General features: G+C 62.6%; 22 protein-coding genes and 5 tRNA genes. 13 read left to right on the forward strand and 14 right to left on the reverse strand.

Features of this window, described 5'->3' with window-relative positions; translation table 11 throughout:
* Window positions 1–6: 6 nt before the first annotated feature.
* Window positions 7–1,614: a gamma-glutamyltransferase family protein gene (locus tag ACGLWX_RS06645; protein WP_396238376.1), complete on the forward strand. Its 1,608-nt coding sequence runs from the start codon at window positions 7–9 to the stop codon at window positions 1,612–1,614.
* 135 nt (window positions 1,615–1,749) lie between these two features.
* Here ACGLWX_RS06645 and ACGLWX_RS06650 read toward each other — a convergent pair whose 3' ends face one another.
* The 9 genes from ACGLWX_RS06650 to ccoN all read right to left on the reverse strand — a co-directional run bounded on the left by ACGLWX_RS06650 (window position 1,750) and on the right by ccoN (window position 10,278).
* Window positions 1,750–2,439 (reverse strand): sulfite exporter TauE/SafE family protein, encoded by a 690-nt coding sequence (locus ACGLWX_RS06650; protein WP_396238378.1) that lies wholly within the window; start codon window positions 2,437–2,439, stop codon window positions 1,750–1,752.
* Window positions 2,436–2,639: a cbb3-type cytochrome oxidase assembly protein CcoS gene (gene ccoS / locus ACGLWX_RS06655; RefSeq protein ID WP_396238380.1), complete on the reverse strand. Its 204-nt coding sequence runs from the start codon at window positions 2,637–2,639 to the stop codon at window positions 2,436–2,438. Before ccoS ends, ACGLWX_RS06650 begins: the two co-directional genes overlap by 4 nt.
* Entirely contained in the window at window positions 2,636–5,074 is a 2,439-nt protein-coding gene (locus ACGLWX_RS06660; RefSeq protein ID WP_396238382.1) for a heavy metal translocating P-type ATPase, read from the reverse strand. The genes ccoS and ACGLWX_RS06660 overlap by 4 nt, the downstream gene beginning before the upstream one ends.
* Window positions 5,071–5,586, reverse strand: a complete 516-nt coding sequence (locus ACGLWX_RS06665) for a FixH family protein (RefSeq protein ID WP_396238384.1) — start codon at window positions 5,584–5,586, stop codon at window positions 5,071–5,073. Before ACGLWX_RS06665 ends, ACGLWX_RS06660 begins: the two co-directional genes overlap by 4 nt.
* Before the next feature lie 3 nt (window positions 5,587–5,589).
* Window positions 5,590–6,963 (reverse strand): cytochrome c oxidase accessory protein CcoG, encoded by a 1,374-nt coding sequence (gene ccoG / locus ACGLWX_RS06670; RefSeq protein WP_396238386.1) that lies wholly within the window; start codon window positions 6,961–6,963, stop codon window positions 5,590–5,592.
* Between the two features lie 120 nt (window positions 6,964–7,083).
* Window positions 7,084–8,028 carry a cytochrome-c oxidase, cbb3-type subunit III gene (gene ccoP, locus ACGLWX_RS06675; RefSeq protein WP_396238388.1) on the reverse strand — a complete coding sequence of 315 codons (945 nt, stop codon included), beginning with the start codon at window positions 8,026–8,028 and terminating at the stop codon, window positions 7,084–7,086.
* On the reverse strand, window positions 8,025–8,192 hold the full coding sequence (locus ACGLWX_RS06680; protein ID WP_396238390.1) for a cbb3-type cytochrome oxidase subunit 3: 168 nt from the start codon (window positions 8,190–8,192) through the stop codon (window positions 8,025–8,027). Before ACGLWX_RS06680 ends, ccoP begins: the two co-directional genes overlap by 4 nt.
* The gene (gene ccoO / locus ACGLWX_RS06685; protein WP_396238392.1) at window positions 8,193–8,801 is read right to left on the reverse strand and encodes a cytochrome-c oxidase, cbb3-type subunit II; all 609 of its coding nucleotides are present in this window, start codon (window positions 8,799–8,801) and stop codon (window positions 8,193–8,195) included. It lies immediately after the preceding gene.
* Window positions 8,791–10,278, reverse strand: a complete 1,488-nt coding sequence (gene ccoN / locus ACGLWX_RS06690; protein WP_396238394.1) for a cytochrome-c oxidase, cbb3-type subunit I — start codon at window positions 10,276–10,278, stop codon at window positions 8,791–8,793. Before ccoN ends, ccoO begins: the two co-directional genes overlap by 11 nt.
* Window positions 10,279–10,557: 279 nt before the next feature.
* Between ccoN and ACGLWX_RS06695 the strand changes: the two genes are divergently transcribed.
* From ACGLWX_RS06695 to ACGLWX_RS06715, 5 genes are all read left to right on the forward strand, one after another.
* Window positions 10,558–10,633, forward strand: a tRNA-Val gene (locus ACGLWX_RS06695).
* Between the two features lie 47 nt (window positions 10,634–10,680).
* Window positions 10,681–10,757, forward strand: a tRNA-Asp gene (locus tag ACGLWX_RS06700).
* Window positions 10,758–10,791: 34 nt separating this feature from the next.
* Window positions 10,792–10,868: transfer RNA gene (locus ACGLWX_RS06705), tRNA-Asp, on the forward strand.
* 52 nt (window positions 10,869–10,920) lie between these two features.
* A tRNA-Val gene (locus tag ACGLWX_RS06710) sits at window positions 10,921–10,996 on the forward strand.
* Window positions 10,997–11,041: 45 nt separating this feature from the next.
* Window positions 11,042–11,118: transfer RNA gene (locus ACGLWX_RS06715), tRNA-Asp, on the forward strand.
* Between the two features lie 164 nt (window positions 11,119–11,282).
* On the opposite strand, the gene ACGLWX_RS06720 is transcribed toward ACGLWX_RS06715, so the two are convergent.
* The 4 genes from ACGLWX_RS06720 to glcD all read right to left on the reverse strand — a co-directional run bounded on the left by ACGLWX_RS06720 (window position 11,283) and on the right by glcD (window position 15,647).
* Entirely contained in the window at window positions 11,283–11,684 is a 402-nt protein-coding gene (locus ACGLWX_RS06720) for a heme-binding protein (RefSeq protein WP_252106302.1), read from the reverse strand.
* Window positions 11,685–11,760: 76 nt separating this feature from the next.
* Window positions 11,761–12,990, reverse strand: a complete 1,230-nt coding sequence (gene glcF / locus ACGLWX_RS06725) for a glycolate oxidase subunit GlcF (protein ID WP_252106303.1) — start codon at window positions 12,988–12,990, stop codon at window positions 11,761–11,763.
* 11 nt (window positions 12,991–13,001) lie between these two features.
* Complete coding sequence (gene glcE, locus ACGLWX_RS06730) at window positions 13,002–14,114, reverse strand: glycolate oxidase subunit GlcE (RefSeq protein ID WP_396238396.1); 1,113 nt, start codon at window positions 14,112–14,114, stop codon at window positions 13,002–13,004.
* Window positions 14,115–14,147: 33 nt separating this feature from the next.
* Window positions 14,148–15,647 carry a glycolate oxidase subunit GlcD gene (glcD, locus tag ACGLWX_RS06735; protein ID WP_396238398.1) on the reverse strand — a complete coding sequence of 500 codons (1,500 nt, stop codon included), beginning with the start codon at window positions 15,645–15,647 and terminating at the stop codon, window positions 14,148–14,150.
* 165 nt (window positions 15,648–15,812) lie between these two features.
* Here glcD and glcC point away from each other — a divergent pair, with 165 nt between their 5' ends.
* Window positions 15,813–16,577 (forward strand): transcriptional regulator GlcC, encoded by a 765-nt coding sequence (glcC, locus tag ACGLWX_RS06740; RefSeq protein WP_396239424.1) that lies wholly within the window; start codon window positions 15,813–15,815, stop codon window positions 16,575–16,577.
* Between the two features lies 1 nt (window position 16,578).
* On the opposite strand, the gene ACGLWX_RS06745 is transcribed toward glcC, so the two are convergent.
* A complete protein-coding gene (locus ACGLWX_RS06745; protein WP_396238400.1) occupies window positions 16,579–17,259 on the reverse strand; it encodes a GntR family transcriptional regulator in 681 nt (226 codons plus the stop codon).
* A 201-nt stretch (window positions 17,260–17,460) separates the two neighbouring features.
* On the opposite strand from ACGLWX_RS06745, the gene ACGLWX_RS06750 reads away from it, so the two are divergent.
* The 6 genes from ACGLWX_RS06750 to ACGLWX_RS06775 all read left to right on the forward strand — a co-directional run bounded on the left by ACGLWX_RS06750 (window position 17,461) and on the right by ACGLWX_RS06775 (window position 23,139).
* Window positions 17,461–17,919 carry a heme-binding protein gene (locus ACGLWX_RS06750; RefSeq protein WP_396238402.1) on the forward strand — a complete coding sequence of 153 codons (459 nt, stop codon included), beginning with the start codon at window positions 17,461–17,463 and terminating at the stop codon, window positions 17,917–17,919.
* Between the two features lie 295 nt (window positions 17,920–18,214).
* Complete coding sequence (locus ACGLWX_RS06755) at window positions 18,215–19,192, forward strand: TRAP transporter substrate-binding protein (RefSeq protein WP_396238404.1); 978 nt, start codon at window positions 18,215–18,217, stop codon at window positions 19,190–19,192.
* Window positions 19,193–19,246: 54 nt separating this feature from the next.
* Complete coding sequence (locus ACGLWX_RS06760) at window positions 19,247–19,807, forward strand: TRAP transporter small permease (protein WP_252106309.1); 561 nt, start codon at window positions 19,247–19,249, stop codon at window positions 19,805–19,807.
* Between the two features lie 9 nt (window positions 19,808–19,816).
* The gene (locus ACGLWX_RS06765) at window positions 19,817–21,100 is read left to right on the forward strand and encodes a TRAP transporter large permease (protein WP_396238406.1); all 1,284 of its coding nucleotides are present in this window, start codon (window positions 19,817–19,819) and stop codon (window positions 21,098–21,100) included.
* Between the two features lie 24 nt (window positions 21,101–21,124).
* Entirely contained in the window at window positions 21,125–21,931 is an 807-nt protein-coding gene (locus ACGLWX_RS06770) for an enoyl-CoA hydratase (protein ID WP_396238408.1), read from the forward strand.
* A 20-nt stretch (window positions 21,932–21,951) separates the two neighbouring features.
* Window positions 21,952–23,139 (forward strand): CaiB/BaiF CoA-transferase family protein, encoded by a 1,188-nt coding sequence (locus tag ACGLWX_RS06775; protein WP_252106312.1) that lies wholly within the window; start codon window positions 21,952–21,954, stop codon window positions 23,137–23,139.
* The last annotated feature ends 47 nt before the right edge of the window (window positions 23,140–23,186 follow it).

Below are 23,186 nucleotides of genomic sequence, written 5' to 3' on the forward strand. Positions count from 1 at the left end.
TTTTGCATGAAACTCGACCCGTATTACTACCCCGCCGCCTCTCGGCGGACCGTCACCTTTGGCAAGCGCGGCATGGTGGCCACTTCGCAAACGCTGGCCGCCCAGGTCGGCGCCGATATCCTGCGCGATGGTGGCAATGCCATCGATGCGGCCATCGCCACTGCCGCCGCGCTCACCGTGGTGGAGCCGACTTCCAACGGCATCGGCAGCGATGCCTTCGCACTGGTCTGGGTGGATGGCAAGCTTCACGGCCTGAACGCCAGCGGCAGAGCGCCGATGGGCATATCCGCCGAAGCGGTGAAGGAGCAGGGCAACGAGAACATGCCGGCCCACGGGCTGGTACCGGTGACCGTCCCCGGCGCTCCCGGCGCCTGGGCTGCGCTTTCCGAGCGTTTCGGCAAGCTGGCGTTCGAGGCATTGATGGCACCCGCCATTCGCCTGGCTGAAGAGGGCTACGCGGTACTGCCTACCGCTAGCCGCCTCTGGGAGCAGGCGTACGCCCGCTATCGCCAGTATGACCGTCCGGAGTTCGCCCCCTGGTTCGAACACTTCGCCCCCCAAGGCCACGCCCCTCGGCCCGGCCAGGTATGGCGCTCGCCGGAAATGGCCAGCACCCTGCGCGCCATCGGCGAGACCCGTGCCGAGGCGTTCTACAAGGGCGAGCTGGCCGATGCCATGGACGCCTTCTCGCGCCAGCACGGCGGCTTTCTGCGCAAGGAGGACCTGGAGGCGTTCACGCCGGAGTGGGTCGACCCAATCAGCGTTCGCTACCGCGACCACGATATCTGGGAAATTCCGCCCAACGGCAGCGGCCTGATCGCGCTGCAGGCGCTGGGCATTCTCGAAGCGCTGGGCGATGAGCCCCATGACCCGGTTGAGTCGCTGCATCGGCGTATCGAGGCGACCAAGCTGGGTTATGTCGATGGGCTTCGCTACATTACCGAGCGCGAGCACATGAGCCTCACGGTGGATCAGATGCTCTCGCCCGAGTACCTGCAAAAGCGCAGCGAGCTGATCGCGTTCGACGCCATCGACCCTACCCATGGCAACCCGTTGCTGGGCGGCACCGTGTATCTCTCGACCGCGGACGACGAAGGCAACATGGTGTCGTTCATCCAGAGCAACTTCGAAGGCTTCGGCTCAGGGATCGTCGTGCCCGGCACCGGCATCAGCCTGCAAAACCGCGGGTGGTCGTTCTCGCTGGATGAAGAGCACACTAATGTGCTGCGCCCGGGTAAACGCACCTACCACACCATCATCCCCGGTTTCATCACCAGGGATGGCCAGGCCGTCGGCCCCTTCGGCGTAATGGGCGGCTACATGCAGCCCCAGGGCCACGTGCAGGTCGTGGCCAATATGCTACAGGATCACCTCAACCCCCAGGCGGCACTGGACATGCCGCGCTGGAAGTGGACAGAAGGCAAGACCGTCGAGGTTGAGCCCGGCTTCCCGGACCACCTCATCCAGGCCCTCGAACGTCGCGGTCATCGCATCGTCAAGTGTGTCGACGGCCTCACCTTCGGCCGCGGTCAGATCATCCTGCGCGATGGTGAAAGCGGCGTTCTCCAGGGCGGGACCGAACCCCGCGCCGACGGCGCCGTACTGCCGGTGTAAGCGTCCAGCCCTCAGGCCTTGTTCTGCAAGAGATTGGCACCTGCGTCACCCTAAAACGCTCAATGCGCGCATTGAGCGTTTTTCTTTGAGCAGTCTGCGGTTTTGGGCTATTGGCCGGCCTACGCATGCTTCTGTTCAAACAGGCAGCCAAAGCGTCCAGAGCTGGTAGAGCGCGAAGCCAATGATGACGACCGCGGCAAGGGTGCGGGTAGCGGGGTGGCGAATAAGCCCGGACAAAGCTTGCGCGGCCAGGCCGGTGGCCAGAAGCGCCGGGAGCGTTCCCAAGCCGAAGGCGCCCATCAAGAGCGCCCCCTGGGCCGGGGCGGCAGTGGCCATGCTCCAGGCGAGCATCGAATACACCAGCCCGCAGGGCAACCAGCCCCAGAGCGCGCCGAGCGCCACCGCCTGGGGCAGGTGCACCACCGGCATCAGCCGTCGGCCCAGCGGCTCGATCACGCGCCAAAGCTTTCGCCCCAGCCCCTCCAGCGCTAAAAGCCCCTTCCACCAGTTGGCGATATAGAGCGCCATTAGAATCAGCATCACTGCGGCAAAGGCCTCGAGTACCACCCGCGTCGCAGGGGCGAGGGTGACCAGCGTGCCAAGCGCGGCTGCCAGGGCCCCGGCCAGCATATAGCTTGCGATGCGCCCGAGGTTGTAGCCGAGCATCAGCCCGGCCATGCGCGCGGGGCGGCGCATGCTCGGCGGCACCGCAAAGGCCAGGGCGCTCATGATACCGCCGCACATGCCGATACAGTGCGCCCCGCCGAGCAGGCCGAATACCCAGGCGGCGAGCAGCGGGGGAAGATCGAAGCCGGTCGGGTTCACGGGCGCGGCTCGTCGCGCTCAGCGGGCGTTTTCGCCGGGCGGCGTTTAGGGGGCTCGGCCAGGTCGTCGTCGAACAGGATGCGGTGGGCGGGGCCGTCGAGGTCGTCGAACTGATCGTTGTTCACCGCCCAGAAAAACGCCCAGACGGCCAGCGCCAGCAGCAGCAGCGACAGCGGAATCAAAAGATAGAGACTCGTCATGCGGGCTCCCAGTGATGCGCGGGCAGAGGCTGGCGGCTACCGCGCGGGCCGCGTTTCAGCCGCAGGGCGTTTCCCACCACCACCAGCGAGCTGAACGACATGCCGAGCGCGGCAAGCCAGGGCGGCACGAAGCCAAGTGCGGCCAGCGGCAGCGCCAGGCCGTTGTAGGCGACCGACCAGGCGATATTCTGGCGCATCACCCGGCGGGTGGCGCGGGCAAGCAACAGTGCCTCGACCACGCGGGCCAGGCGCGGGCTCAGCAGCAGCGCGTCGGCCCGGGTTTGGGCAAGGTCCGTGGCGCCGTTCATCGCCAGCGACACGTTGGCCCCGGCCAGCACCGGCACGTCGTTGATACCGTCGCCGACCATCAATACGCGCTCGCCGTCGGCCTGTAACGCCTGAATGCGCGCAAGCTTCTCTTCGGGCGTGGCCCGGGCCTGCCAGGTCGCCATACCGAGCGTGTTGGCCAGCTCCTCGACGAGGGCGCGCTCGTCGCCGGAAAGTAGCTCCACGTCGATACCGAGCGCCTGGAGGTTTGCTACGGTGTCGGCGGCGTCGTCGCGGAGGGTGTCTTCGAGGCGAAACCAGGCGCCCGGGGCGAAAGCGCCATCGGCGCCTTGTCGACTGAGTAATAGCCACTGGCCGGGCCCGGGCGGTGTGATGGCGTCGTTTGCTGCGAACGCCGCCCGGCCGAGGCGCCAGCGTTCGCCGTCGAGGGTAGCGCTCAGCCCCTGATTTGGGTGGCGCACAACGTCGCACGCTTTGAGCGCCGGCTCGCGGAACGGGCGAAACGCCGAGGCGACCGGGTGCTCCGAGTGCGCTTCGATGGCGGCGGCGATCTGCCGGGCGCGGATTTCACTGAGCGCGCCGAGCGGTTGGGTCGCGGCCAGGCGCATCTCGCCGCGGGTGAGCGTGCCGGTCTTGTCGAACACCACGCGGGTCACGCCGGCAAGCGCTTCCAGCGCGTCCGCGCGGGTGATCAGCACGCCGCGCCGGTAAAGCTCGGTGTGCCCCGTGGCCAGCGCCGTGGGGGCGGCCAGCGCCAGCGCGCAGGGGCAGGTGACCACCAGCACCGAGAGCGTCACCCAGAACGCCCGGTCAGGGTCGATGAATAGCCAGGCGGTGGCCACGCAGAGCGTGACCAGTAAAAGGCGCAGCACGAAACGGTGCGCAATGGCGTCGGCAAGCCTTGCAAGCCGTGGGCGGCTTGCCGAGGCCCGGTCGGTCAGATCGAGCACGCTAGCGATCGTCGATTCACGCCCGGCGTGGGTGACGCGCACGGTGAGCGCGTTCTCCACGTTCTGGCTTCCGCCGATGACGCGCCCGCCGGCGCGTCTGGTCACCGGCAGAAACTCGCCGGTCAGCATCGACTCATCGAGACTCGATTCGCCCTGCTCGATGATGCCGTCGGCAGGTACCGTGGCACCGGGTTTCACCAGAATGCGATCATCGAACTTAAGATGGCTGGCCGGCACCACGCGCTGCGCGCCGTCGTCGTCCAGCCGCAGCGCGGCGGCGGGCAGGGCACGGCTCAGGGCGTTGCCGCCGGCGCGGCGGGTGCGCGCTTCGATATAGCGGCTGAACAGTAAAAAGAAGGTGAACATGGCGATGGAATCGAAATAGACGTCGCCCTGGCCGTTGAGCATCGCGTAGACGCTGGCGCCATAGGCCAAGCCGAGGGCGAGCGCCACCGGCACCTCCATGGTCAGCCGCCGGTGGGCGAGCGCGTTGGCGGCAGCGCGAAAAAATGGCCAAGCGGAGAACGCCACCACCGGCGTGGTCAGCAGAAGCGACAGCCAGTGAAACAGTGCGAAGAAGTTATCACCGAGCTCGTTTGGCCCCGCCACGTAGAGCGGGATCGAGAACATTACCACCTGCATCATGCCCACGGCGGCCACGATCAGCCGGCGAACGAGCATGCGCGCCTCCCGCTGTTGGCGGGCCAGCGCCCGGTCCGGCTCGAAGGGTATGGCCTCGTAGCCGATCGCGGCAAGCTCGGCAAAAATTTGCGAAGGCGCGAGTATGGCCGGATCCCAGCTTATCCGCAGGCGGTGCTCGGTCAGATTCACCGCGCTGCCAGTAACACCTTCCAGCGCGTTCAGGTGGTGCTCGATCAGCCAGGCGCAGGCCGCGCAGGTGATGTTCTCCACCGCCAGGGTGGCGCTGACATCGCTTTCGCGCGGATGAACGAACTGCGCCTGCAGCTCGGGATGATCGAAGGCCGACCAGGTCTCGGCTTTGGCGCGGCCGTCCGCCGGGCGGGGGGAAAGCTCGGTGCGGTAGCGGTAGTAGCTTTCGAGCCCGCCTTCGACGATGGCGTGGGCCACCGCCTCGCAGCCGGGGCAGCAAAGCGGTTTGACCGCGCCGTCCAGGGTGATCGTCCAGGGGGCGCCAGCGGGCACCGGCGCACCGCAGTGGTAGCACGGCTCGGTCATGGTGCTCCTGCTCGCGCCGGAGCCAATCGCACCGCGGCGTCGCTTGGCAGGGTAATCTCGCCGTTGAGCCGCCAATCCGGCGCTTGGCTCGGCGTAAGCGTCACGTAGCGCCGGTAGGCAAGCCCGGTAGGGGCCTGGCCAACGTAATGGCCGCCCCGGCGGTGGGTCAGCGTCAGGCGCACGTCGCGCTCGTCCCGGGTGGGGTGAATCAGGCGCAGCGCAAGCGCCTTCGGCCGCGCTTGGCCTGCGAGTTCGAGCACCACGTCCTGGGTCACAGGGTCGACGTAGAGCGTTGCGGAAAGCCCCAGCGCCTCGGCGCGCTCGGCTTTTTCGAGCACCGCGTTGATCGCTTTGCCGTGTTCGAAATAGTCCTCCTGCACCACCATGCCGTCGAAGGTTTTGAGCGCCACGACCGCAAAGCCGACGCTCATCAGCATCGACGAGAGCAGAAGCGTTAGCAAACACCAGGGCCAGAACTGACGATACCAGGGCGGCGGCGCGGGCTCGAACATGGCTTATCTCCTCTCGCCGCTTAAAAAGCGCGCCGGCCGACGCGCCAGGGGCTCACCGGACTCCAGGGCGAGCACGAAGCGAAACGGCTGGCTGGGGGAGACACCGGCGGGCGCGCTCACGCTGACGACTTGGCTTGTGGAGCCACCGCCGGGCACCTGGATTGTGCGGGTGTCGAGCCTGGCTCCGGCAAGCGCCTCGACACTCAAGTGATAGGTGTGTGCCTGGCGGTCGCGGTTGCGCACCGTTAGCCGGTAGACGTTTTGGACCTCGCCGCCTTCGGTGACGCTGTAGAGCGTGCCGCGCGCGCGTTCGGCCTCGACGCTGACCGGCGCGCGCTGAGTAAGCGCCCACGCAAGCACGGCGAGCGTGAGCGCCAGCAGCGCAAGCGCCCCCGCTCGGTAGCGCCAGGCGCGCGGCGCCGGGCGACCCTCGAGGCGGTTCTGGGTGGTGTAGCCGACCAACCCCGTGGGGCGGCCCAGGCGCGTCATGACCGTATCGCAGGCGTCCACGCAGGCCGCGCACTGGATACAGGCGTACTGCAGCCCGTCGCGGATGTCGATACCGGTGGGGCAGACCTGCACGCACCGGTGGCAGTCGACGCAGTCGCCTTCTGACGTACGCCCACCGCCCCGCGGCTCGCCGCGGGCCGCGTCATAGGCCACGGTGAGCGTGTCGCGGTCGACCATCACCGACTGAAAGCGAGCGTAGGGGCACATGTGAAGGCAGACCTGCTCGCGCAGCCAGCCGGCGTTGAGGTAGGTGAAGAACGTAAAAAAGCCGACCCAGAACAGCGCCCAGCCCTCGACCTCTAGCGTCATAACGTCGAGCGTGAGCGTTCGGATCGGCGTGAAGTAGCCCAACACCGTGACGCCGGTGGCCAGCGCCATCAGCGCCCACAACGCGTGCTTGGCGAGTTTTCGCGGGACCCAAACGGCCGGGCCGTTTTTATCGCGACGCAAGCGGCGATGGCGCGAGCCCTCCAGGCGGTGCTCGACCCACATGAACAGAAACGTCCAGACGCTTTGCGGGCAAGTGTAGCCGCACCACACCCGCCCCCAACGCCGGGTGACGAAGAACAGCCCGAAGGCGGCGGCGATGGCCAAAAGCGCCAGCAGGATGAATTCCTGGGGGTAGAACGTGGCGCTCAACAGGTGAAACTCGCGCCCAGGAATGTCGAACCAGAGGGCCGGGCGGCCCTGAACATTGATCCAGGGCAGCAGAAAAAAGCCGCCCATCAACAGTATGTTGAGCCGCCGGCGAAGCGCCTGGAAAACCCCCTTGCTCTCGCGCACGTAAAGACGCCCGCGCAGGCGCGTACCGGCTTCACCGGGCCTAGCCGGCGGCGGGGTGACGTCCTGTAGGGGAATCGGCTGCATCAAACTTGGTCTCGCGAAAAGGGCTCGAAGGGCGCTTGGCGTTTGATGATAACAACAATTGTGGGCGCGTTCGTTGTCCTGGGTGATCGAGGTCCCAACGCTTATGCGACAAATGCGCGCCTAATCGGCGTCGGCGTTTTTAAACCGCAGGCTGTAAACGTAGGCGGCGACCAGGTGAACGCGCGCCTCGCCGATGAAGGGCGCCTGGGCGGGCATCACACCGCTTCGGCCTTCGGTCAGGCTCTGGCGGATGGCGTCCGCCACGCTCTGGTTGGGGGCACGGTAGAGCCAGATATCGTTGGTCAAGTTCGGCGCGCCGAGTGCCAGGTTACCGGTGCCGTCTGCGCCGTGACAGGCGACGCAAAAGCTTGCGTAGCGCTGCGCGCCGCTTTGGGCGCGGGCGGCGTCGTGCTCGCGATTCGAGAGCGCGAGCACGTACTGGGTCAACTCCTCGATGGCCTCCTCGCCCAAGTGCGCCCAGGCGGGCATGACGCCGCGCCGGCCTTGGGTGAGCGTGGTGAGCAGCGCCTTGGGCTCGCCGCCGTAGAGCCAGTCGTCATCGGTCAGGTTGGGAAAGCCGTCGCCGCCCTGGGCGCCCACGCCGTGGCACACGGCGCAGTTGTTGGCGAAGAGCCGCCCGGCGATCTGCATGGCCTGGTCATCTCTGGCAAGCTTGGGAATCGGCACATCGTTGAAGCGGTCGAAGACCGGGCCGAAGCGCGCTTCGGCGGCGGCCATTTCCTCTTCCCACTGCGCCTGCTGGCTCCAGCCCAACAGGCCCTTGAAGTTGCCAAGGCCGGGGTAGAGCGCCAGGTAGCCAAGGGTAAACACCACCGTGGCCACAAACAGATAGAACCACCACCGCGGCATGGGGTTGTCGAACTCCTCGATGCCATCGACCTCGTGGCCGGTGGTGCTACCAACGGGCGCCTCGTCATCCGGTTTTGCGTCGCGCCCAGCGTTGGCTGCCACCACCCAAACCACCAGTACCAGCGTGATCAGCGTCAAGGCGATCACCCAGACGCTCCAGAAGCCGGGCAGGGCGTTGTCCCATAGATCGCTCACCGGCGGCCCTCCCGCTCGTCGTGCGGCTCGTCATCGGCGAAGGGCAGGTTCGCCGCCTCATCGAACGCCTCGCGCCGGCGACGGGAGTAGGCCCAGCGCAGGATACCGAGAAAGGCGATGATCAAAACCAGGGTGATCAGCCCGCGAAAGGTGCCGGTCGTCATTTAGCGCGTCCCCTCCAGCACCGTGCCGAGCTGCTGCAGATAGGCCACCAGCGCGATGATCTCCGGGGTGCCTTCGACCGCCTCGCGGGCGCCGTCGATCTGCTCGTCGGCGTAGGGCACGCCCAAACGCTTTAAGGCGCGCATCTTGGCCGGCGTGGCGGCGCCGTCGAGCTCGCGCTCGAAAAGCCAGGGGTAGGCGGGCATGATCGATTCCGGCACCACGTCGCGCGGGTTATAAAGATGCGCCCGGTGCCAGGCGTCGCTGTAGCGCCCGCCGACCCGGGCCAAATCCGGCCCGGTGCGCTTGGAACCCCAGAGGAAGTTGTGCTCGTAAAGACCTTCGCCGGCCACGCTATAGTGGCCATAGCGCTCGGTTTCGGCGCGAAACGGGCGGATCATCTGCGAATGGCAGCCTACGCACCCTTCGCGGCGGTAGATATCGCGCCCTTCGAGCTCGAGCGCGGTGAGCGGCGTAAGCCCCTCGACGGGCTCGGTGACGTCCTTTTGGAAAAACAGCGGCACGATTTCGGCAAGCCCGCCAAAGCTGATCGCCACCAGAATCAGCGCGCCCAGAAGCCCGGCGTTTTTCTCGACCAGCTCATGCTTCATGGCGGGCCTCCTGATGGCGGGCTTCTTCGAGCTCGGCGCGCGGCGACTCGTTATAGGCAGCCCTGATCGTCATGTAGACGTTGAACGCCATGACCAGCGTGCCCGATAAAAACAGCAGCCCGCCCAAAAGACGCACGAGATAGCCCGGGTGGCTCGCCTCGACCGCGTCGACGAAGCGGTACATTAGCGTGCCGTCGGCGTTGACCGCTCGCCACATCAGCCCCTGGATAACGCCGTTGGCCCACATCGCGATGACGTAGAGCAGCGTGCCGCACAGCGCGAGCCAAAAGTGCAGCGTGATCAGCGGCGTCGAGTACATGCAGGTGCGCCCGTAAAGGCGCGGAATCATGTGATAGAGCGAGCCAAAGGTGATCATCGCCACCCAGCCAAGCGCGCCTGAGTGAACGTGGCCGATGTTCCAGTCGGTGTAGTGGGAGAAGGCGTTGACGGTCTTGATCGCCAGCATCGGGCCCTCAAACGTCGCCATGCCGTAGAAGGTGAGCGCCACCACCAGAAAGCGCAAAATCGGATCGGTGCGCAGCTTATCCCAAGCCCCTGACAGCGTCATGATGCCGTTGATCATGCCGCCCCAGGAGGGCACCAGCAGAATGATCGACATCACCATGCCCAGCGACTGCGCCCAGCTCGGCAGCGCCGTGTAGTGAAGGTGGTGCGGGCCGGCCCACATGTAGATCATGATTAGCGCCCAGAAGTGCACGATGGAGAGCCGGTAGGAGTAGATCGGCCGCTCGGCCTGCTTGGGCACGAAGTAGTACATCATGCCGAGAAACCCGGCGGTGAGGAAAAAGCCCACTGCATTGTGGCCGTACCACCACTGCACCATGGCATCCACCGCGCCCGCGTAAAGCGAGGTAGAGTACATCGGCGTGACCGGGAGCGCGGCGTTGTTGACGATATGCAGCACCGCGATGGTGAGAATGAACGCCGCGTAAAACCAGTTGGCGACATAAATATGCGAGGTTCTGCGCCGCTTGAGCGTCATCAAAAACACGACCGCGTAGCAAATCCACACCGCCGCCAGTAAAAGGTTGATCGGCCACTCGAGCTCGGCGTACTCCTTGGTGGTGGTGTAGCCCATCGGCAGCGATATCAGGGCCGAAACGATGACCGCCTGCCAGCCCCAGAAGGTGAAGGCGGCGAGCCGGTCACTAAAAAGCCGGGTCTGGCAGGTGCGCTGTACGATGTAATAGGAGGTAGCAAACAGCGCCGAGCCGCCGAAGGCGAAGATCACCAGGTTCGTGTGCAGCGGGCGTAGCCGGCCAAAGCTCGTCCAGGCAAGCCCCATATTCAGCTCCGGCCAGATCAACTGGGCGGCCAGCAACAGCCCCACGCTCATGCCAACGATCGCCCACACCACGGCCATGATCGCGAACTGGCGAACGACCTTGTAGTTATAGACATCGCTGTAAACGCCGCTGTAAGCGGGCGAGGCGATGCGGGGTGGCGCTTTTTGCATAGTGGATTCCATCGAACGCGAGAGGACATCAAAGCCCTGGGCGAGTCTAGCCTGGCCGGGCGCCGAGCTAAATAGCGCAGGTAGGAAAAGCCTGGCTCGGGATTCGGGCCAGATTATGACAGTTTTGATTGACGCACCGGGGGCAATTACGGCATTCTTCGACGGCGCTTTCGCAGGCCCCAAGGCCTTGGTCGCCAACACGCTAATTTGAATCAAAAATTCTTCCAGCGTATTGACACCCAACCCGAACCCTGTAGAATGCAGCGCCACGTGACCAGCGGGTGGTTAGCTCAGTTGGGAGAGCACCAGCCTTACAAGCTGGGGGTCACTGGTTCGAACCCAGTACCACCCACCATTTTTTAATGGGTTGGACACGTGTAGCAGTAATGGTTGATGTCATGCGGACCGGTAGTTCAGTTGGTTAGAATGCCGGCCTGTCACGCCGGAGGTCGCGAGTTCGAGTCTCGTCCGGTCCGCCATCATCACTTTTATTGCCCAATGTTATCGCTATTCGGACCGGTAGTTCAGTTGGTTAGAATGCCGGCCTGTCACGCCGGAGGTCGCGAGTTCGAGTCTCGTCCGGTCCGCCATCGATAACAGCCGTAGATAGAATGTGGTTAAACGCACCTTGCGTTAGATCATGGGTGGTTAGCTCAGTTGGGAGAGCACCAGCCTTACAAGCTGGGGGTCACTGGTTCGAACCCAGTACCACCCACCATTTAAAAGCGCCTCTGAACCGCAATTAAATGGTCGTTTCAAAAGTGGACCGGTAGTTCAGTCGGTTAGAATGCCGGCCTGTCACGCCGGAGGTCGCGAGTTCGAGTCTCGTCCGGTCCGCCATTGATGTTCCCTCCTGCTTTACCTTTTCTTCCCTTATTGTTTTTTCTATTGGCTTGAGCCTTTTGCGCTCGAATAGCCTCTGTTCACGCTTCACGCTTCACGCTTCACGCATAAAAAAACCCCGAGCCCGTGGCCCAGGGTCATCGTTTTTGCGTGCCTGACGTTTAGCCGATTGCGCTGACGCCGGCTTTCGCGACTTCCACATCCTGGTCGGGTTTCACGCCGGAAACGCCAACGGAGCCGACCACCTGGCCGTCCACCATGATCGGTACGCCGCCAGAGAGCAGGCCCTTGAGCGGCGCGGAAACAAACGCCGTGCGCCCGCCGTTGATCATCTCTTCGAAGACCTGAGTCTCCTTGCGGCCAATGGCGGCGCTGCGCGCTTTCTGAGTGGCGACATCGGCGCTGAAGGGCGCGGCGCCGTCAAGACGGCGAAGACCCAGCAGATGGCCGCCGTCGTCGGCCACGGCGATGGTGACCGCAAAGCCCTGGCGTTCGGCCTCTTGTTGCGCGGCGTCGAGCACGCGGTTGACATCGGTGTGGCCCAGTACAGCTTTGGTTTTCATATGGCGTTTCCTTTTGCGTTGTCGTGTAAGCGGTTGTTCCGGCACCCGGCTGCATGAGCGGACGCCGGGTGGTAAATCAGACCAGCGCGGCGTCGACGATCTCGACCCAGTGGCGCACCGGCGTACGGTTGGCGCTCGCCAGATGGGTTTGGCAGCCGATATTGGCGGTGACGATCATCTCCGGGTCACCGGCTTCCAGCGCCGCGAGCTTGTTGTCGCGAAGCTGTGTCGCGATCTCCGGCTGGGTGATCGAGTAGGTACCTGCCGAGCCGCAGCAGAGGTGACTATCCTGCACCGGCGTGAGCGTGAAGCCAAGCCGGGTCAGCACGCCTTCGACCGCGCCGTTAAGCTTTTGCGCGTGCTGCAGCGTGCAGGGGCAGTGAAACGCCAGGCGCTTTTGTGCTTGAACGCTCAGTTTCTCCAACGGCTCCTCGCGCAGAATCTCGACGATATCCCGGGCCAGGGCGCTTACGCGCTTCGCCTTTTCAGCGTAGGCCGGGTCGTCTTTCAGCATTTCGCCGTACTCCTTCACGAACGCTCCGCAGCCGCTGGCGGTTTGTACGATCGCCTCGATGCCGCGTTCGACGTGGGGCCACCAGGCGTCGATATTGGCGCGCATGCGCTCGCGCCCCGCCTCCTGGGCGTTCAGGTGAAAGTCGATCGCTCCGCAGCAGCCCGCTTCCTGAACCGGCGTTAGGCCGATATCGAGCCGGTCGAGTAGCCGTGCCGTGGCGGCGTTAGTGTTGGGCGAGAGCCCGGGCTGCACGCAGCCTTCGAGAATCAGCATCTGGCGCGTGTGGGCGCTCGCAGGGCGCTTGCCGGCATCCACCGGGGGCGGCGGCATCTTGGCTCTGAGCGGGCCCGGCACCAGCGGTTTGAAGGTCTGGCCGAGTTTTAACAGCGCCTGGAAGCGCTTGGGCTCGACCATCATCTTTCTAAGCGCGAAGCGGGTCGCGCGCTCGGAGGCCGGGCGCGGCACCCGGCGCTCGATCTCCGCGCGGCCGATGTTCAAGAGCTTGTGGTACTCGACCCCGGACGGGCAGGTGGTTTCGCAGTTCTGGCAGGTCAGGCAGCGGTCCAGGTGAAGGCGCGTCTCCTCGGTCACCTGAGTGTCGTCGTCGGCGCTCTCCAGAAGCTCCTTCATCAGATAAATGCGCCCGCGCGGGCCGTCGCGCTCGTCGCCCAGCAGTTGATAGGTCGGGCAGGTGGCGTTGCAAAAACCGCAGTGCACGCAGGTACGCAGAATGCGCTCGGCTTCCTGAATATGGGGTTTCTGGCGATCGGCATCGGTAAAGTGCGTTTGCATGAAAGCTCTCCTTAAAGCCCCGCGTACAGCCGGCCCGGGTTGAAAATACCGTGGGTATCGAGCTCGGCCTTGAGCCTTTTGTGATACTTCTCGACGACTGGGTCGAGGGGCGTGAACGGCGAGTCCGTCCCGCCCATGGCTGCGGGCGTAAAGCAGGTGGCGTGGCCGCCGGCCTGTTGGCAGGCGCGGCGCAGCGCCTCACCGTCACGGGTCTTGATCCAGCGCTGGCTACCCGCCCAGTCGTAGAAAATATCCGCCTCGTCAACGTCAATATCGAGCGGCGCGGTGTGGGGCGGGAGCGAGGCGCGCCAGAGCGCCTGGCCGGGTTTCAGGGTAAAGAAGTCGTGTTGGTGATCGCGCAGCTGAGTCCAGAAATCATCCGCCAGCGTCTCTCCGCCCAGGCGCTCCCGTGTCGCCTTCACCGAGCTTTGGCCGCCTTCCAGGCGAAGGAACAGCGCGTTCTGGTGCCAGGCCGCACCGGTGATCGGCAGCGGCTCGCGGCCCAGTGTGGAGAGCGTCTTTAGCGCGTCATCGATACCGATGTCGTCCAGGCGCAGGCTGTCGGTGGCCGCCGGTAGAGGCAGCACCTTGAAGGAGATATCCGCCAGCACGCCGAGGGTGCCCTGGGCGCCGGTCATCAGCCGCGAGATATCGTAGCCGGCGACGTTTTTCATCACCTCGCCGCCAAAGCGCAACAGTTTGCCTTGCTGAGTGATGACATGAGAGCCGAGCACGAAGTCCCGCGCCGCGCCCGCCCAGGGGCGGCGCGGGCCGGAAAGCCCGGTGGCGACGGCGCCGCCAATGGTGCTGGCCTGGCCAAAACGCGGCGGCTCGAAGGGCAGCATCTGGTGCTGCTCCTTGAGCGCGGCTTCAAGTGCCTCCAGGCGCGTGCCGGCGCGCACGGTCACCACCAGCTCCACCGGGTCGTAGGTGATGATGCCGCTGTGCTCGGCCATATCGAGCGTGATGCCTTCAACCGGGCGGCCGTAAAACGCGCGGGTGTCGCCGCCCTTGATGCGTAGCGGCGCGCGGCTCTGGTAGGCGTTGGCCACCTGCTGGCAAAGGGCCTCGCTGATATCGCGATCCGGCGCCCGTGTCGCTGGGTCAGTCGCTGGTTCAGTCATGGTCATTCCTTTCTCTCGTTCGCGGCGGCCTTTTTAAAAACGCGGCAGCTCCGGGTGGGGCAGGTCGTTGTTGTGCACGTGCATGGCGCCAAACTCGGCGCAGCGCGCAAGCGTGGGGATGTTCTTGCCCGGATTGAGCAGGCGCTTGTCGTCAAACGCTGCCTTCACCGCGTGAAACACCGTGATCTCATCGGCCTGGAACTGGCTGCACATCTGGTTGATCTTCTCGCGGCCCACGCCGTGCTCGCCGGTAATCGAGCCGCCGGCGGCCACGCACAGCTCCAGGATCTTGCCGCCCACGTCCTCGGCGAGTTCGAGCTCGCCTTCCTTGTTGGCATCGAACAGGATCAGCGGGTGCATGTTGCCATCACCGGCGTGGAAGACGTTGGCGACTCTCAAGCCGCTCTCTTCAGAGAGCGCGGCAATGCCCTTGAGCACCCGGGGGAGCTCCTTGCGCGGAATGGTGCCGTCCATGCAGTAGTAGTCCGGCGACATGCGGCCCACGGCGGGAAACGCGTTCTTGCGCCCGGCCCAAAATTTGGCCCGCTCGGCTTCGTCTTTTGCCTGCTGAATGTCGGTGGCGCCGGCACGCTCCAGCACCCGGCGCACGGTCTCGCAGTCGTCGTCCACGTCCGCCTCGACGCCGTCGAGCTCGCACAGAAGAATCGCCTCGGCGTCCAGCGGGTAGCCCGCGCGCACGAAGTCCTCGGCGGCCTGAATGGCAAGTTTGTCCATCATCTCGAGCCCGCCGGGCACGATACCGGCGGCGATGATGTCCCCCACCGCGCGGCCAGCCTTCTCGACGTCGTCGAAGCTCGCCATCAGCACCTTGGCAACGGTGGGCTTGGGCAACAGCTTCACGGTGATTTCGGTGACCACGCCGAGCATGCCCTCGGAGCCGTTGATCAGCGCGAGCAGATCGAAGCCCGGCGCGTCAAACGCTTCCGAGCCGAGCGTCATGTGCTCGCCCTCGATGGTCAGCACGTCGACGCGCAGTACGTTATGCACGGTCAGCCCGTACTTCAGGCAGTGCACGCCGCCGGCATTTTCCGCCACGTTGCCGCCGATCGAGCAGGCGATCTGCGAGGAGGGGTCCGGTGCGTAGTAAAGCCCGAAAGGCGCGGCGGCCTCGGAGATCGCCAGATTTCGCACGCCGGGCTGCACCCGGGCGAGCCGGGCGTCCGGGTCGACGTCGATGATTTTGTTGAAGCGCGACATGACCAGCAAAACGCCCTGCTCGAGCGGCAGTGCTCCGCCGGAAAGCCCGGTGCCCGCGCCGCGGGTCACCACCGGCACGCCGAGTTCGAAACAGCACTTCAAAAGCGCCTCGACCTGCTCGAGGTTTTCCGGCAGCGCCACCAGCATGGGCAGTACGCGATACGCCGCCAGGCCGTCACACTCGAACGGGCGCAGATCCTCTTCGCGAGAGAGCAGTGTGAGCGTTGGAGCGGCGCGCTCGAGAGCGTCGAGCACCTCGCGCTTGTCACGGTCGATCAGCTCGCCGTCAAGGCGCGCGTCATAGAGGATATTCATATCCCCTCCTGTTATTAGGGTACTGATTTTTAAAAAACGCTACGTCACGGTATAGCCGCTAATCTGAGCTTTTTTTGTGTACCTGTCCAGCCTGTGGTGCAATGGTCTGACCAGTTGATGGCTGCCCCCTTTACCGTTGGAGATACCCGCGTGACACCCTCATCCATGGAAACCTCGCTTGGCCGGCGTGCACCGGAGCACGTGGCGGCGAAAATCGAAGAGCTGATTCTTGAAGGAGTGTTTCGCCCGGGCCAGCTGTTGCCTTCCGAGCGTCGGCTGTGCGAGCGCTTAGGCGTTTCTCGCGCCTCGCTGCGTGAAGGCCTTCGCATTTTGCGCAGCAAAAGCATCATCGAAACTCGCCAGGGGCGTGGCTCCGTTGTCGCCTCGCTGCTTCCCATGCACCAGCAGGGGCCGCTGATGCACCTGTTTCGCGACCATCCGCGCACGCTGTTCGATTTGCTGGAGGTGCGCGCGCTGCTGGAAGGGGAGTCAGCGTACTTGGCCGCCCGGCGCGGCACCTCGATGGACCGCGTGCTGATCACCCGCCGCTACCAGGAGATGGCCGAGTACGTCGAACACGCCGAGCCCATCGACGTGGAGCAGTTGGCGCGCTTTGATCACGCTTTCCACCTGGCGATCTCCCAGGCCTCACACAACCCGGTGCTGGTGCACACGCTACAAAGCCTGACGGATCTGCTGCTAAGCTCGGTGTTCGCCTCGGTCAAGCATCTTTATCACCGCCCGGCGCCGCGCGCGATGATCAACCACCAGCATCAGCAACTCTTCGAAACCGTCCTCGCCGGCGACGCCGACGGCGCCCGACGCGTCGCGCTCGAGCACCTCTCCAGCATCACCGAGCTCTTGCGCGAGCTGGATCTCGAGAGCGAGCGGTTGGAGCGCTCGGCGATGCGCCTGGAAGAGTGGCGTTGATTCAGGCGGTGGCCGCGTTTTGGCCGTCGTCGCCTATGACGCCGGCCAGCGTCGCCACCTCGATTTTATTGCAGAGGTGTTCGCGCAGTACTTCGCCCAGTTTTTGACTATCGCGATTTTCCAGCGCCGTGATCATCTGTTCGTGGTCGTCGACGGCAAGACGCCAAAACTGCTCGGTCATCTTCTTGGAATAGCGTACGCGTTTGACCCGCTGGCTCAGGTTGTTGTAGGTCTCCTGCAGCACCGGGTTGTCGGAAGCGGCCAGAATACGTTCGTGAATCTGACGGTTCATATCGAAGTAGTTGTTCAAATCGCGCGCGTGGTAGTACCCGAGCATGGCATCATGAAGCGTGCGAATGTGTTTGATTTCACTGTCGTCGATATGTCGGCAGGCAAGTTCACCCGCCAACCCCTCCAGTGCCGCCATCAGATCGTAGGTATCCTTCACGCTCTTGAAGGTCAGGCGTACCACGCGCGCGCCGCGATTGGGCAGAATCTGAATTAGCCCCTCGGCGGCCAGCACCTTGAGCGCTTCGCGAAGCGGCGTACGCGAGACGCCGAACTGCTCGCAAAGCTCTTTTTCCGAGATACGTTCTCCCGGCGCGAGCTCGCCGTGTTCGATTAAATCACCGATGCGGTCGGCCACCTCTCGATACAAGTGGCGCTGTAGAATTTTGGTCATGGCACGCTCCTTTATTCTGACTTACGCCTTTCTAGCGGCCCTGTGAAAGCGTCAATCGGCGAATGGTGATTTTTTCTATAGTGGCGATGCGGTTTCTGTTCTGCAAAGATAATTATGAATTCATCGTACTGCTCGTGACAAATAACGATCCGCAAAACCTGATTTACTCATCCCATCACAATGATAAAAGAGAGTTTTTTTATGCCCAGCAACGTTTATCTCGCTAGCGTTCAGCTTACCCGCTCCCAAGCAAAACGCATTCTCGAAGGCGCCGTCGATAAAGCGCGCGAGTTCGATTTACCCCCTCTCACGCTGGTGGTATTGGACGGCGGTGGTCATCTAGTGGCCGCTGAGCGAGAGGACGGCTGTGGGCCGTTACGCTTTCCAGTGGCCAATGGCAAGGCGTTTGCAGCGCTTGGTATGGGGATTGCCAGCGGCGTGATGGGGGCGCGTAATCAAGAGCGTCCCGCATTTTTGGCAAGCGTTGCCGCCGCTTCCCAAGGGCAGGTAGTGCCGGTAGCCGGCGGCGTACCGATTCTGGACGATCAGCAGCGTGTTATCGGTGCCGTTGGGGTGAGTGGCGCATCGTCCGATGAGGATCAAAGCGTCGCGATCGCCGGTATCGAAGCTGCCAATCTGGCGTTTGGTCTCGAACCCTGACGTCGCCTACGCAGGTTCATCAAGCAAACGGCGCCGAATTCGGCGCCGTTTTTGTTTTTAAAACATTGAATTTTTTATGCAAAAAATAAATCGAGCGCTCCAAAGACGAAAGTTTAATACCTAATTTTGAATTTTGAATTCAAATTATAGGGGCAGAACGAGCAAGAACATCTAACTAATAACGCCAAAGTACGCTTGCTGAGTCTCATGGCTATCAGCGAGCGCTCGCCAGGTGCCGCTGACGCCTTGCTGCGACGGCACCGAGACAAAAACAATTATTCACTCGGAGTGCTCTATGAAATTCCTCAAACCTGCGTTCATGGCTGCGGCCATCTCCTTAAGCCTTGGTGCGTTTGGCGCATCTGCCGAAACCGAAATTCGCCTTGGCCACGTTGGCGGGCCGGGCTCGCTGTTTGAAATCACCGCCAACCGATTTGCCGAACTCGCCAACGAGCGCCTCGACGGGGTGGCCGAGGTAAGCGTTTATGGCAATAGCCAGTTGGGTAGCGATGAGTCGATGCTTCGCCGGCTACGCTTGGGCTCACTGGATTTGACCATTCCTTCGACGGTCATGAGTTCTGAAGACGCGCAGTTCGCTCTGTTCGAAATGCCTTATCTGATCGAAAACCGCGAGCATATGAAGCGCGTACGCGACGAGGTCGTTCGTGGCCCGCTGGTGGAGGCCGCCCAAGCGCGTGGGTTCAGGGTTCTTGGCGTATGGGAAAACGGTTTTAGACAGATCACCAACAACGTTCGCCCGATCGTGGTGCCGGAGGATTTGGACGGCATCAAGCTGCGTACCCCGAGCGGCGTTTGGCGTATCGAGATGTTTAGAAGCTATGGCGCGGCGCCGTCTCCCATGTCGCTTTCCGAGGTGTTCGTCGCGCTACAGACCGGCGCGATGGATGGCCAGGAAAATCCTTTGATCCAGGCCTACTCCTCGCGCTTCCAGGAAGTGCAGGAGTATCTCTCCATGTCGAATCACGTCTACACACCGGCTTATCTGGTAGCGGGTGCGAGCTGGAATCGTTTGCCCGAAGAGGTGCGCACGGTGTTGGAAGAGGTTGCGGTCGAAGTAGAAGACTTTGCACTCGAGGAAGGCGCGCGGTTGGACGAAGAAGTTCTGGGCCTCATGGAAGAGGCGGGTATGGAAGTGAACGAAGTAGACTTCGAAGCGTTTTCCGAGGCCTCCCAGCCGATTTATGAAAAGTTCGCCAACGAGGTGGATAACGGCCAGGAATTGATCGATCAGGTTAACGCGCTGCGCGAATAACCATCATCACGCGAGGCGCCTCTCAGCCAGGCGCCTTCGGTCTCGGAGGTTTCGATGAGTACTTTTGACAGGTTCAGGAACGCCTACTCTGTCTTTCTTGAAGCGATCGTGGTGGTGCTGGTGATTGCGCTTGCCGGGGTGGTGACCATCGGGTTCGTTACCCGCTACCTGGGCTCACCACTTAGCTGGTACGACGAATTGGCGGCGGTTCTGCTGGCCTGGGTCACCTACTACGGCACGGCCCTGGCCGCCGCGAAAGGCGCCCACATTACTTGCCCCAGCGTTCTCAACATGTGTCCACCCTCCATCCGAGTGCCCGTGGCGCTGCTGGCAGAGGCGATCACCATTGGGTTCTTCGTCTTTTTAGGGCTTGCGAGCTACCAGGTCATTCTGATCCTTGACGGAGTGAATATGGTGAGCCTTCCGTCGATCTCGATGCAGCTCACTCAATCCGCCATTCCGGTAGCGTCGGTGCTTTTCATTATCGCCGAGCTGCTGCGCCTGCCGGAGATCGTCAAACACGCCCGTGGCAAGGGCTTCATCGATCACGAGCTCGAAGAAGCAGGGCTCGATGCCGATGAGGTCGAGGCCGTCAGCACACAGCATCGAGGATAGGTAATCACCATGGTTATTCTCTATATATTTCTGGCGCTGATCGTGCTGATCTTGATCAATGTCCCCGTGGCGGTCGCCCTTGCGTTGGTGGGAACCGTAGCTACGTTCATGACCTACGGCAGCATGGCGATGCCCACCGTGGGCATGACGATGTTCGAAGGCGCGACCAACTTCCCTCTTATCGCAATACCGCTGTTCATTCTCGCCGGTGCCATCATGAACGCTTCGAGCATTTCCCGGCGGCTGATCGATCTGGCCATGGCGATGGTCGGCTTTATCAAGGGTGGGCTCTCAATGGTGACCATTGGGGCCTCGGTGTTTTTTGCCGAAATTTCCGGCTCGTCCGTCGCTGGGGTCTCGGCGATCGGCAGTATTCTGATTCCCGCCATGCGCAAGAAAGGCTATTCGAAAGAATTTGCCGCCTCGATCTCATCGTCGGCGGCGAGCCTGGCGATCATTTTGCCCCCGTCGATTCCGATGATTCTCTACGCGGTCATGTCGGGGGAATCGGTGGTTCAGATGTTCGTTGCGGGCATCTTCCCGGGGCTTCTCGGCGCGATGGGCCTGGCGGCGATGTGCTACTACCTGGCGCGCAAGTATAACTTCCCGTCGGAGGGGCGTTTTCGCGTCTCTCAACTCTGGCTGGCACTGAAAGAAGCCGTTTGGGCACTATTGATTCCGGTCATCATCCTAGGCGGTATCTTCGGCGGCTTCGTCACCGCGACCGAAGGCGCGGCGCTTGCTGTGTGCGTGGCCATCTTCATCAGCGCCGTGGTGTACCGCGAGTTTACGCTCAAGAACTTCATCGATTCCTGCAAGAGCGCCGGGATACAGACCGCAGTGGTCATGCTGCTGGTCGCGGCGTCCGCCGTGGTAGGCGGCTATCTGACCGAAACTCGGGTGCCTCAGGAAATCGCCATGCAGATCAGCGAGCTGACGGACAACCGCTACGTGATATTGGCGCTTTTGAACGTCATCTTCCTGATTCTCGGCATCTTCTTGCACTCTGCCGCGGCCATCATTTTGGTGGTACCGATCGTGCTGCCGCTGGTCATCGAAGTCGGTATCGACCCGCTGCACTTTGGTTTGATCGTCACGCTCAACCTGGCCATCGGCCAGCAAACCCCGCCGGTTGCGAGCGTGCTGATCGCATCGTGTTCGATCGCCAAATCGGATATTTGGGCGACCTCGAAGACCAACCTGTGGTTCATCGCGGTGCTGTTCACCATTTTGATGATCAACACCTATATTCCCGCCTTCGCGCTGGCGCTGGTCAACTTCGTCTACGGCTAACCACCGACTCTGGGAGAAAAGACAATGACGCAGAAGACAAAAAAGCCTACGACTGACAGCGTGCGTTTCGAGATCAAGGAGGGCGTGGCGTGGCTGGGTTTCAACCGTCCGCAAAGCCGTAACGCCATGACCTGGGACATGTACAACGCGCTTGAGTACTACTGCGATACGCTTGCCGAAGAGAGCGGGGTCCATGCGCTGGTCTTGCACGGTATAGGGGGGGAGGCCTTCGTGGCCGGCACCGACATTACCCAGTTCGCCAGTTTCGATAAACCCGCAGACGCCATCGACTACGAGCGCCGCATCGACCGGGTGGTCGGAAAGTTGGAAAACTTTCCCAAACCGACACTGGCGCTCATCGAGGGCGCCTGCGTCGGCGGGGGCGCCGCGCTTGCCCTGGTGTGCGATTTTCGTTACGCCACTGAGTCGATGAAATTCGGCGTACCCATCGCCAAAACGTTGGGCAATACGCTTTCGATCACCAACGTCTCGCGGCTGGTGGAAATGCTGGGCACGGCGCGGGCCAAGGAGGTGTTGATGTTGGCCCGACTCGTCACCGGTCATGAGGCGCTGTCGTTGGGGCTGGTCAACGAGTTGTTTTCACCGGATAGCATTTACGACGATGTTAAAAGCCGAGCGGCGGACTTTTTGCAACGCGCGCCGCTGACCCTTCAGGCAAGTAAGGCTTTGATCAACCGCGTGCAGCAGAGCCACAGGCTGGCACCGGGTGCAGGCGATGATTGGGTCAGTATTTGCTACATGAGCGAAGACTTCGCCGCGGCGGTGAACAAGTTCGTCAACAAGACGCCTTTTGAGTGGTCTGGCCGCTAACGTTTTAGGGAGACACGCGCATGCAAGCGTTACACAACATGAAAGTACTCGATGTCTCGCAAATCATGGCAGGGCCTTATTGCACCATGGTGCTGGCCGATATGGGCGCCGACGTCATTAAGGTAGAAAAACTCAATGGAGGCGACGATAGCCGCCAGATGGGGCCTTACGTCAACGGCGAGTCCACCTGCTTTTCGCAAATCAACCGCAACAAGAAAAGCATCTCGCTCAACCTGAAGGACGAGCGGGGCCGCGAGATTTTTTATCAGTTGGCCGCGGATGCCGACGTCATCGTCGAAAACTATCGCCCAGGGGTCACGAAGTCGCTATCAATCGACTATGACACGATCAAGGCTATCAACCCGAGTATCGTCTACTGCTCGATTTCCGGTTACGGTCAAACCGGGCCCTACAGCCATAAAGGCGGCTTCGACCTGGTAGCCCAGGGGATGACGGGGCTCATGTCGATGACCGGCGAGCCCGGGCGCCGCCCGCTCAAGACCGGTATCGCGGTCTACGATATCGGCGCCGGCATCACCGCCGTCTACTCCATTCTCGCCGCCCACATTCACAAGATGCAGACCGGTGAGGGCCAGCACGTCGATATCGCCATTACCGAATGCGGCCTGCCCTGGTTCACCTGGGAGGCTGCCGCCTACTTTTCCGAAGGCACCGTGCCCGAACCTACCGGCTGGCGCCATCGGGTATCGGCTCCTTATCAAGCGGTCAAGGCGAGCGACGGTTATCTGATGCTGGGCTGCGCCAACCAGCGCACTTGGGAGCGCTTTTGTTCCGACGTGCTGAAAACACCCTCGTTAATGGAGGACACGCGGTTTTTGACCAACTTCGACCGCGGCCAACACGTCGACGAGTTGGAGGCCGTTCTGGAAGCGATGATGGCCGAGCGTACTGTGGATGAGTGGCTCGCGCTTTGCGATAGCGCTGGCGTTCCCGCCGGCCCGATCAATAATTTTGCCCAAGCGCTGGACGATGAGCACTATCTGGCACGCGGTATGGTCCAGGAAATGGAGCATCCGGTGATTGGTAAGATGAAAACCATCGGTTTCCCTAGCAAATTTTCCCGAACCCCGTCGGAAATTCGCTCTTCGGCACCGCTTTTCGCCCAGCACACCGACGAAGTGTTGGGAGAACTCGGCATGAGTCGAGAGCAACTCGATAACCTGCGTGAGGCAGGTTGTATCAAATAGCGTTTTTTTAAAGCCGACGTTTGAATTCATTATTCAAAGAGTGCGGC

Source organism: Halomonas sp. HMF6819 (assembly GCF_044335525.1).
Lineage (GTDB): Bacteria > Pseudomonadota > Gammaproteobacteria > Pseudomonadales > Halomonadaceae > Vreelandella.

What these genes read in the sequence shown, in the direction of transcription:
- ACGLWX_RS06645 (WP_396238376.1), top strand. Translation starts at nt 7, where the DNA reads ATGAAACTCGACCCGTATTACTACCCCGCCGCCTCTCGGCGGACCGTC.
- ccoS (WP_396238380.1), bottom strand. Translation starts at nt 2,639, where the DNA reads ATGACGAGTCTCTATCTTTTGATTCCGCTGTCGCTGCTGCTGCTGGCG.
- ACGLWX_RS06660 (WP_396238382.1), bottom strand. Translation starts at nt 5,074, where the DNA reads ATGACCGAGCCGTGCTACCACTGCGGTGCGCCGGTGCCCGCTGGCGCC.
- ACGLWX_RS06665 (WP_396238384.1), bottom strand. Translation starts at nt 5,586, where the DNA reads ATGTTCGAGCCCGCGCCGCCGCCCTGGTATCGTCAGTTCTGGCCCTGG.
- ccoG (WP_396238386.1), bottom strand. Translation starts at nt 6,963, where the DNA reads ATGCAGCCGATTCCCCTACAGGACGTCACCCCGCCGCCGGCTAGGCCC.
- ACGLWX_RS06680 (WP_396238390.1), bottom strand. Translation starts at nt 8,192, where the DNA reads ATGACGACCGGCACCTTTCGCGGGCTGATCACCCTGGTTTTGATCATC.
- ccoO (WP_396238392.1), bottom strand. Translation starts at nt 8,801, where the DNA reads ATGAAGCATGAGCTGGTCGAGAAAAACGCCGGGCTTCTGGGCGCGCTG.
- ccoN (WP_396238394.1), bottom strand. Translation starts at nt 10,278, where the DNA reads ATGCAAAAAGCGCCACCCCGCATCGCCTCGCCCGCTTACAGCGGCGTT.
- ACGLWX_RS06720 (WP_252106302.1), bottom strand. Translation starts at nt 11,684, where the DNA reads ATGAAAACCAAAGCTGTACTGGGCCACACCGATGTCAACCGCGTGCTC.
- glcF (WP_252106303.1), bottom strand. Translation starts at nt 12,990, where the DNA reads ATGCAAACGCACTTTACCGATGCCGATCGCCAGAAACCCCATATTCAG.
- glcE (WP_396238396.1), bottom strand. Translation starts at nt 14,114, where the DNA reads ATGACTGAACCAGCGACTGACCCAGCGACACGGGCGCCGGATCGCGAT.
- glcD (WP_396238398.1), bottom strand. Translation starts at nt 15,647, where the DNA reads ATGAATATCCTCTATGACGCGCGCCTTGACGGCGAGCTGATCGACCGT.
- glcC (WP_396239424.1), top strand. Translation starts at nt 15,813, where the DNA reads ATGGAAACCTCGCTTGGCCGGCGTGCACCGGAGCACGTGGCGGCGAAA.
- ACGLWX_RS06745 (WP_396238400.1), bottom strand. Translation starts at nt 17,259, where the DNA reads ATGACCAAAATTCTACAGCGCCACTTGTATCGAGAGGTGGCCGACCGC.
- ACGLWX_RS06750 (WP_396238402.1), top strand. Translation starts at nt 17,461, where the DNA reads ATGCCCAGCAACGTTTATCTCGCTAGCGTTCAGCTTACCCGCTCCCAA.
- ACGLWX_RS06755 (WP_396238404.1), top strand. Translation starts at nt 18,215, where the DNA reads ATGAAATTCCTCAAACCTGCGTTCATGGCTGCGGCCATCTCCTTAAGC.
- ACGLWX_RS06760 (WP_252106309.1), top strand. Translation starts at nt 19,247, where the DNA reads ATGAGTACTTTTGACAGGTTCAGGAACGCCTACTCTGTCTTTCTTGAA.
- ACGLWX_RS06765 (WP_396238406.1), top strand. Translation starts at nt 19,817, where the DNA reads ATGGTTATTCTCTATATATTTCTGGCGCTGATCGTGCTGATCTTGATC.
- ACGLWX_RS06770 (WP_396238408.1), top strand. Translation starts at nt 21,125, where the DNA reads ATGACGCAGAAGACAAAAAAGCCTACGACTGACAGCGTGCGTTTCGAG.
- ACGLWX_RS06775 (WP_252106312.1), top strand. Translation starts at nt 21,952, where the DNA reads ATGCAAGCGTTACACAACATGAAAGTACTCGATGTCTCGCAAATCATG.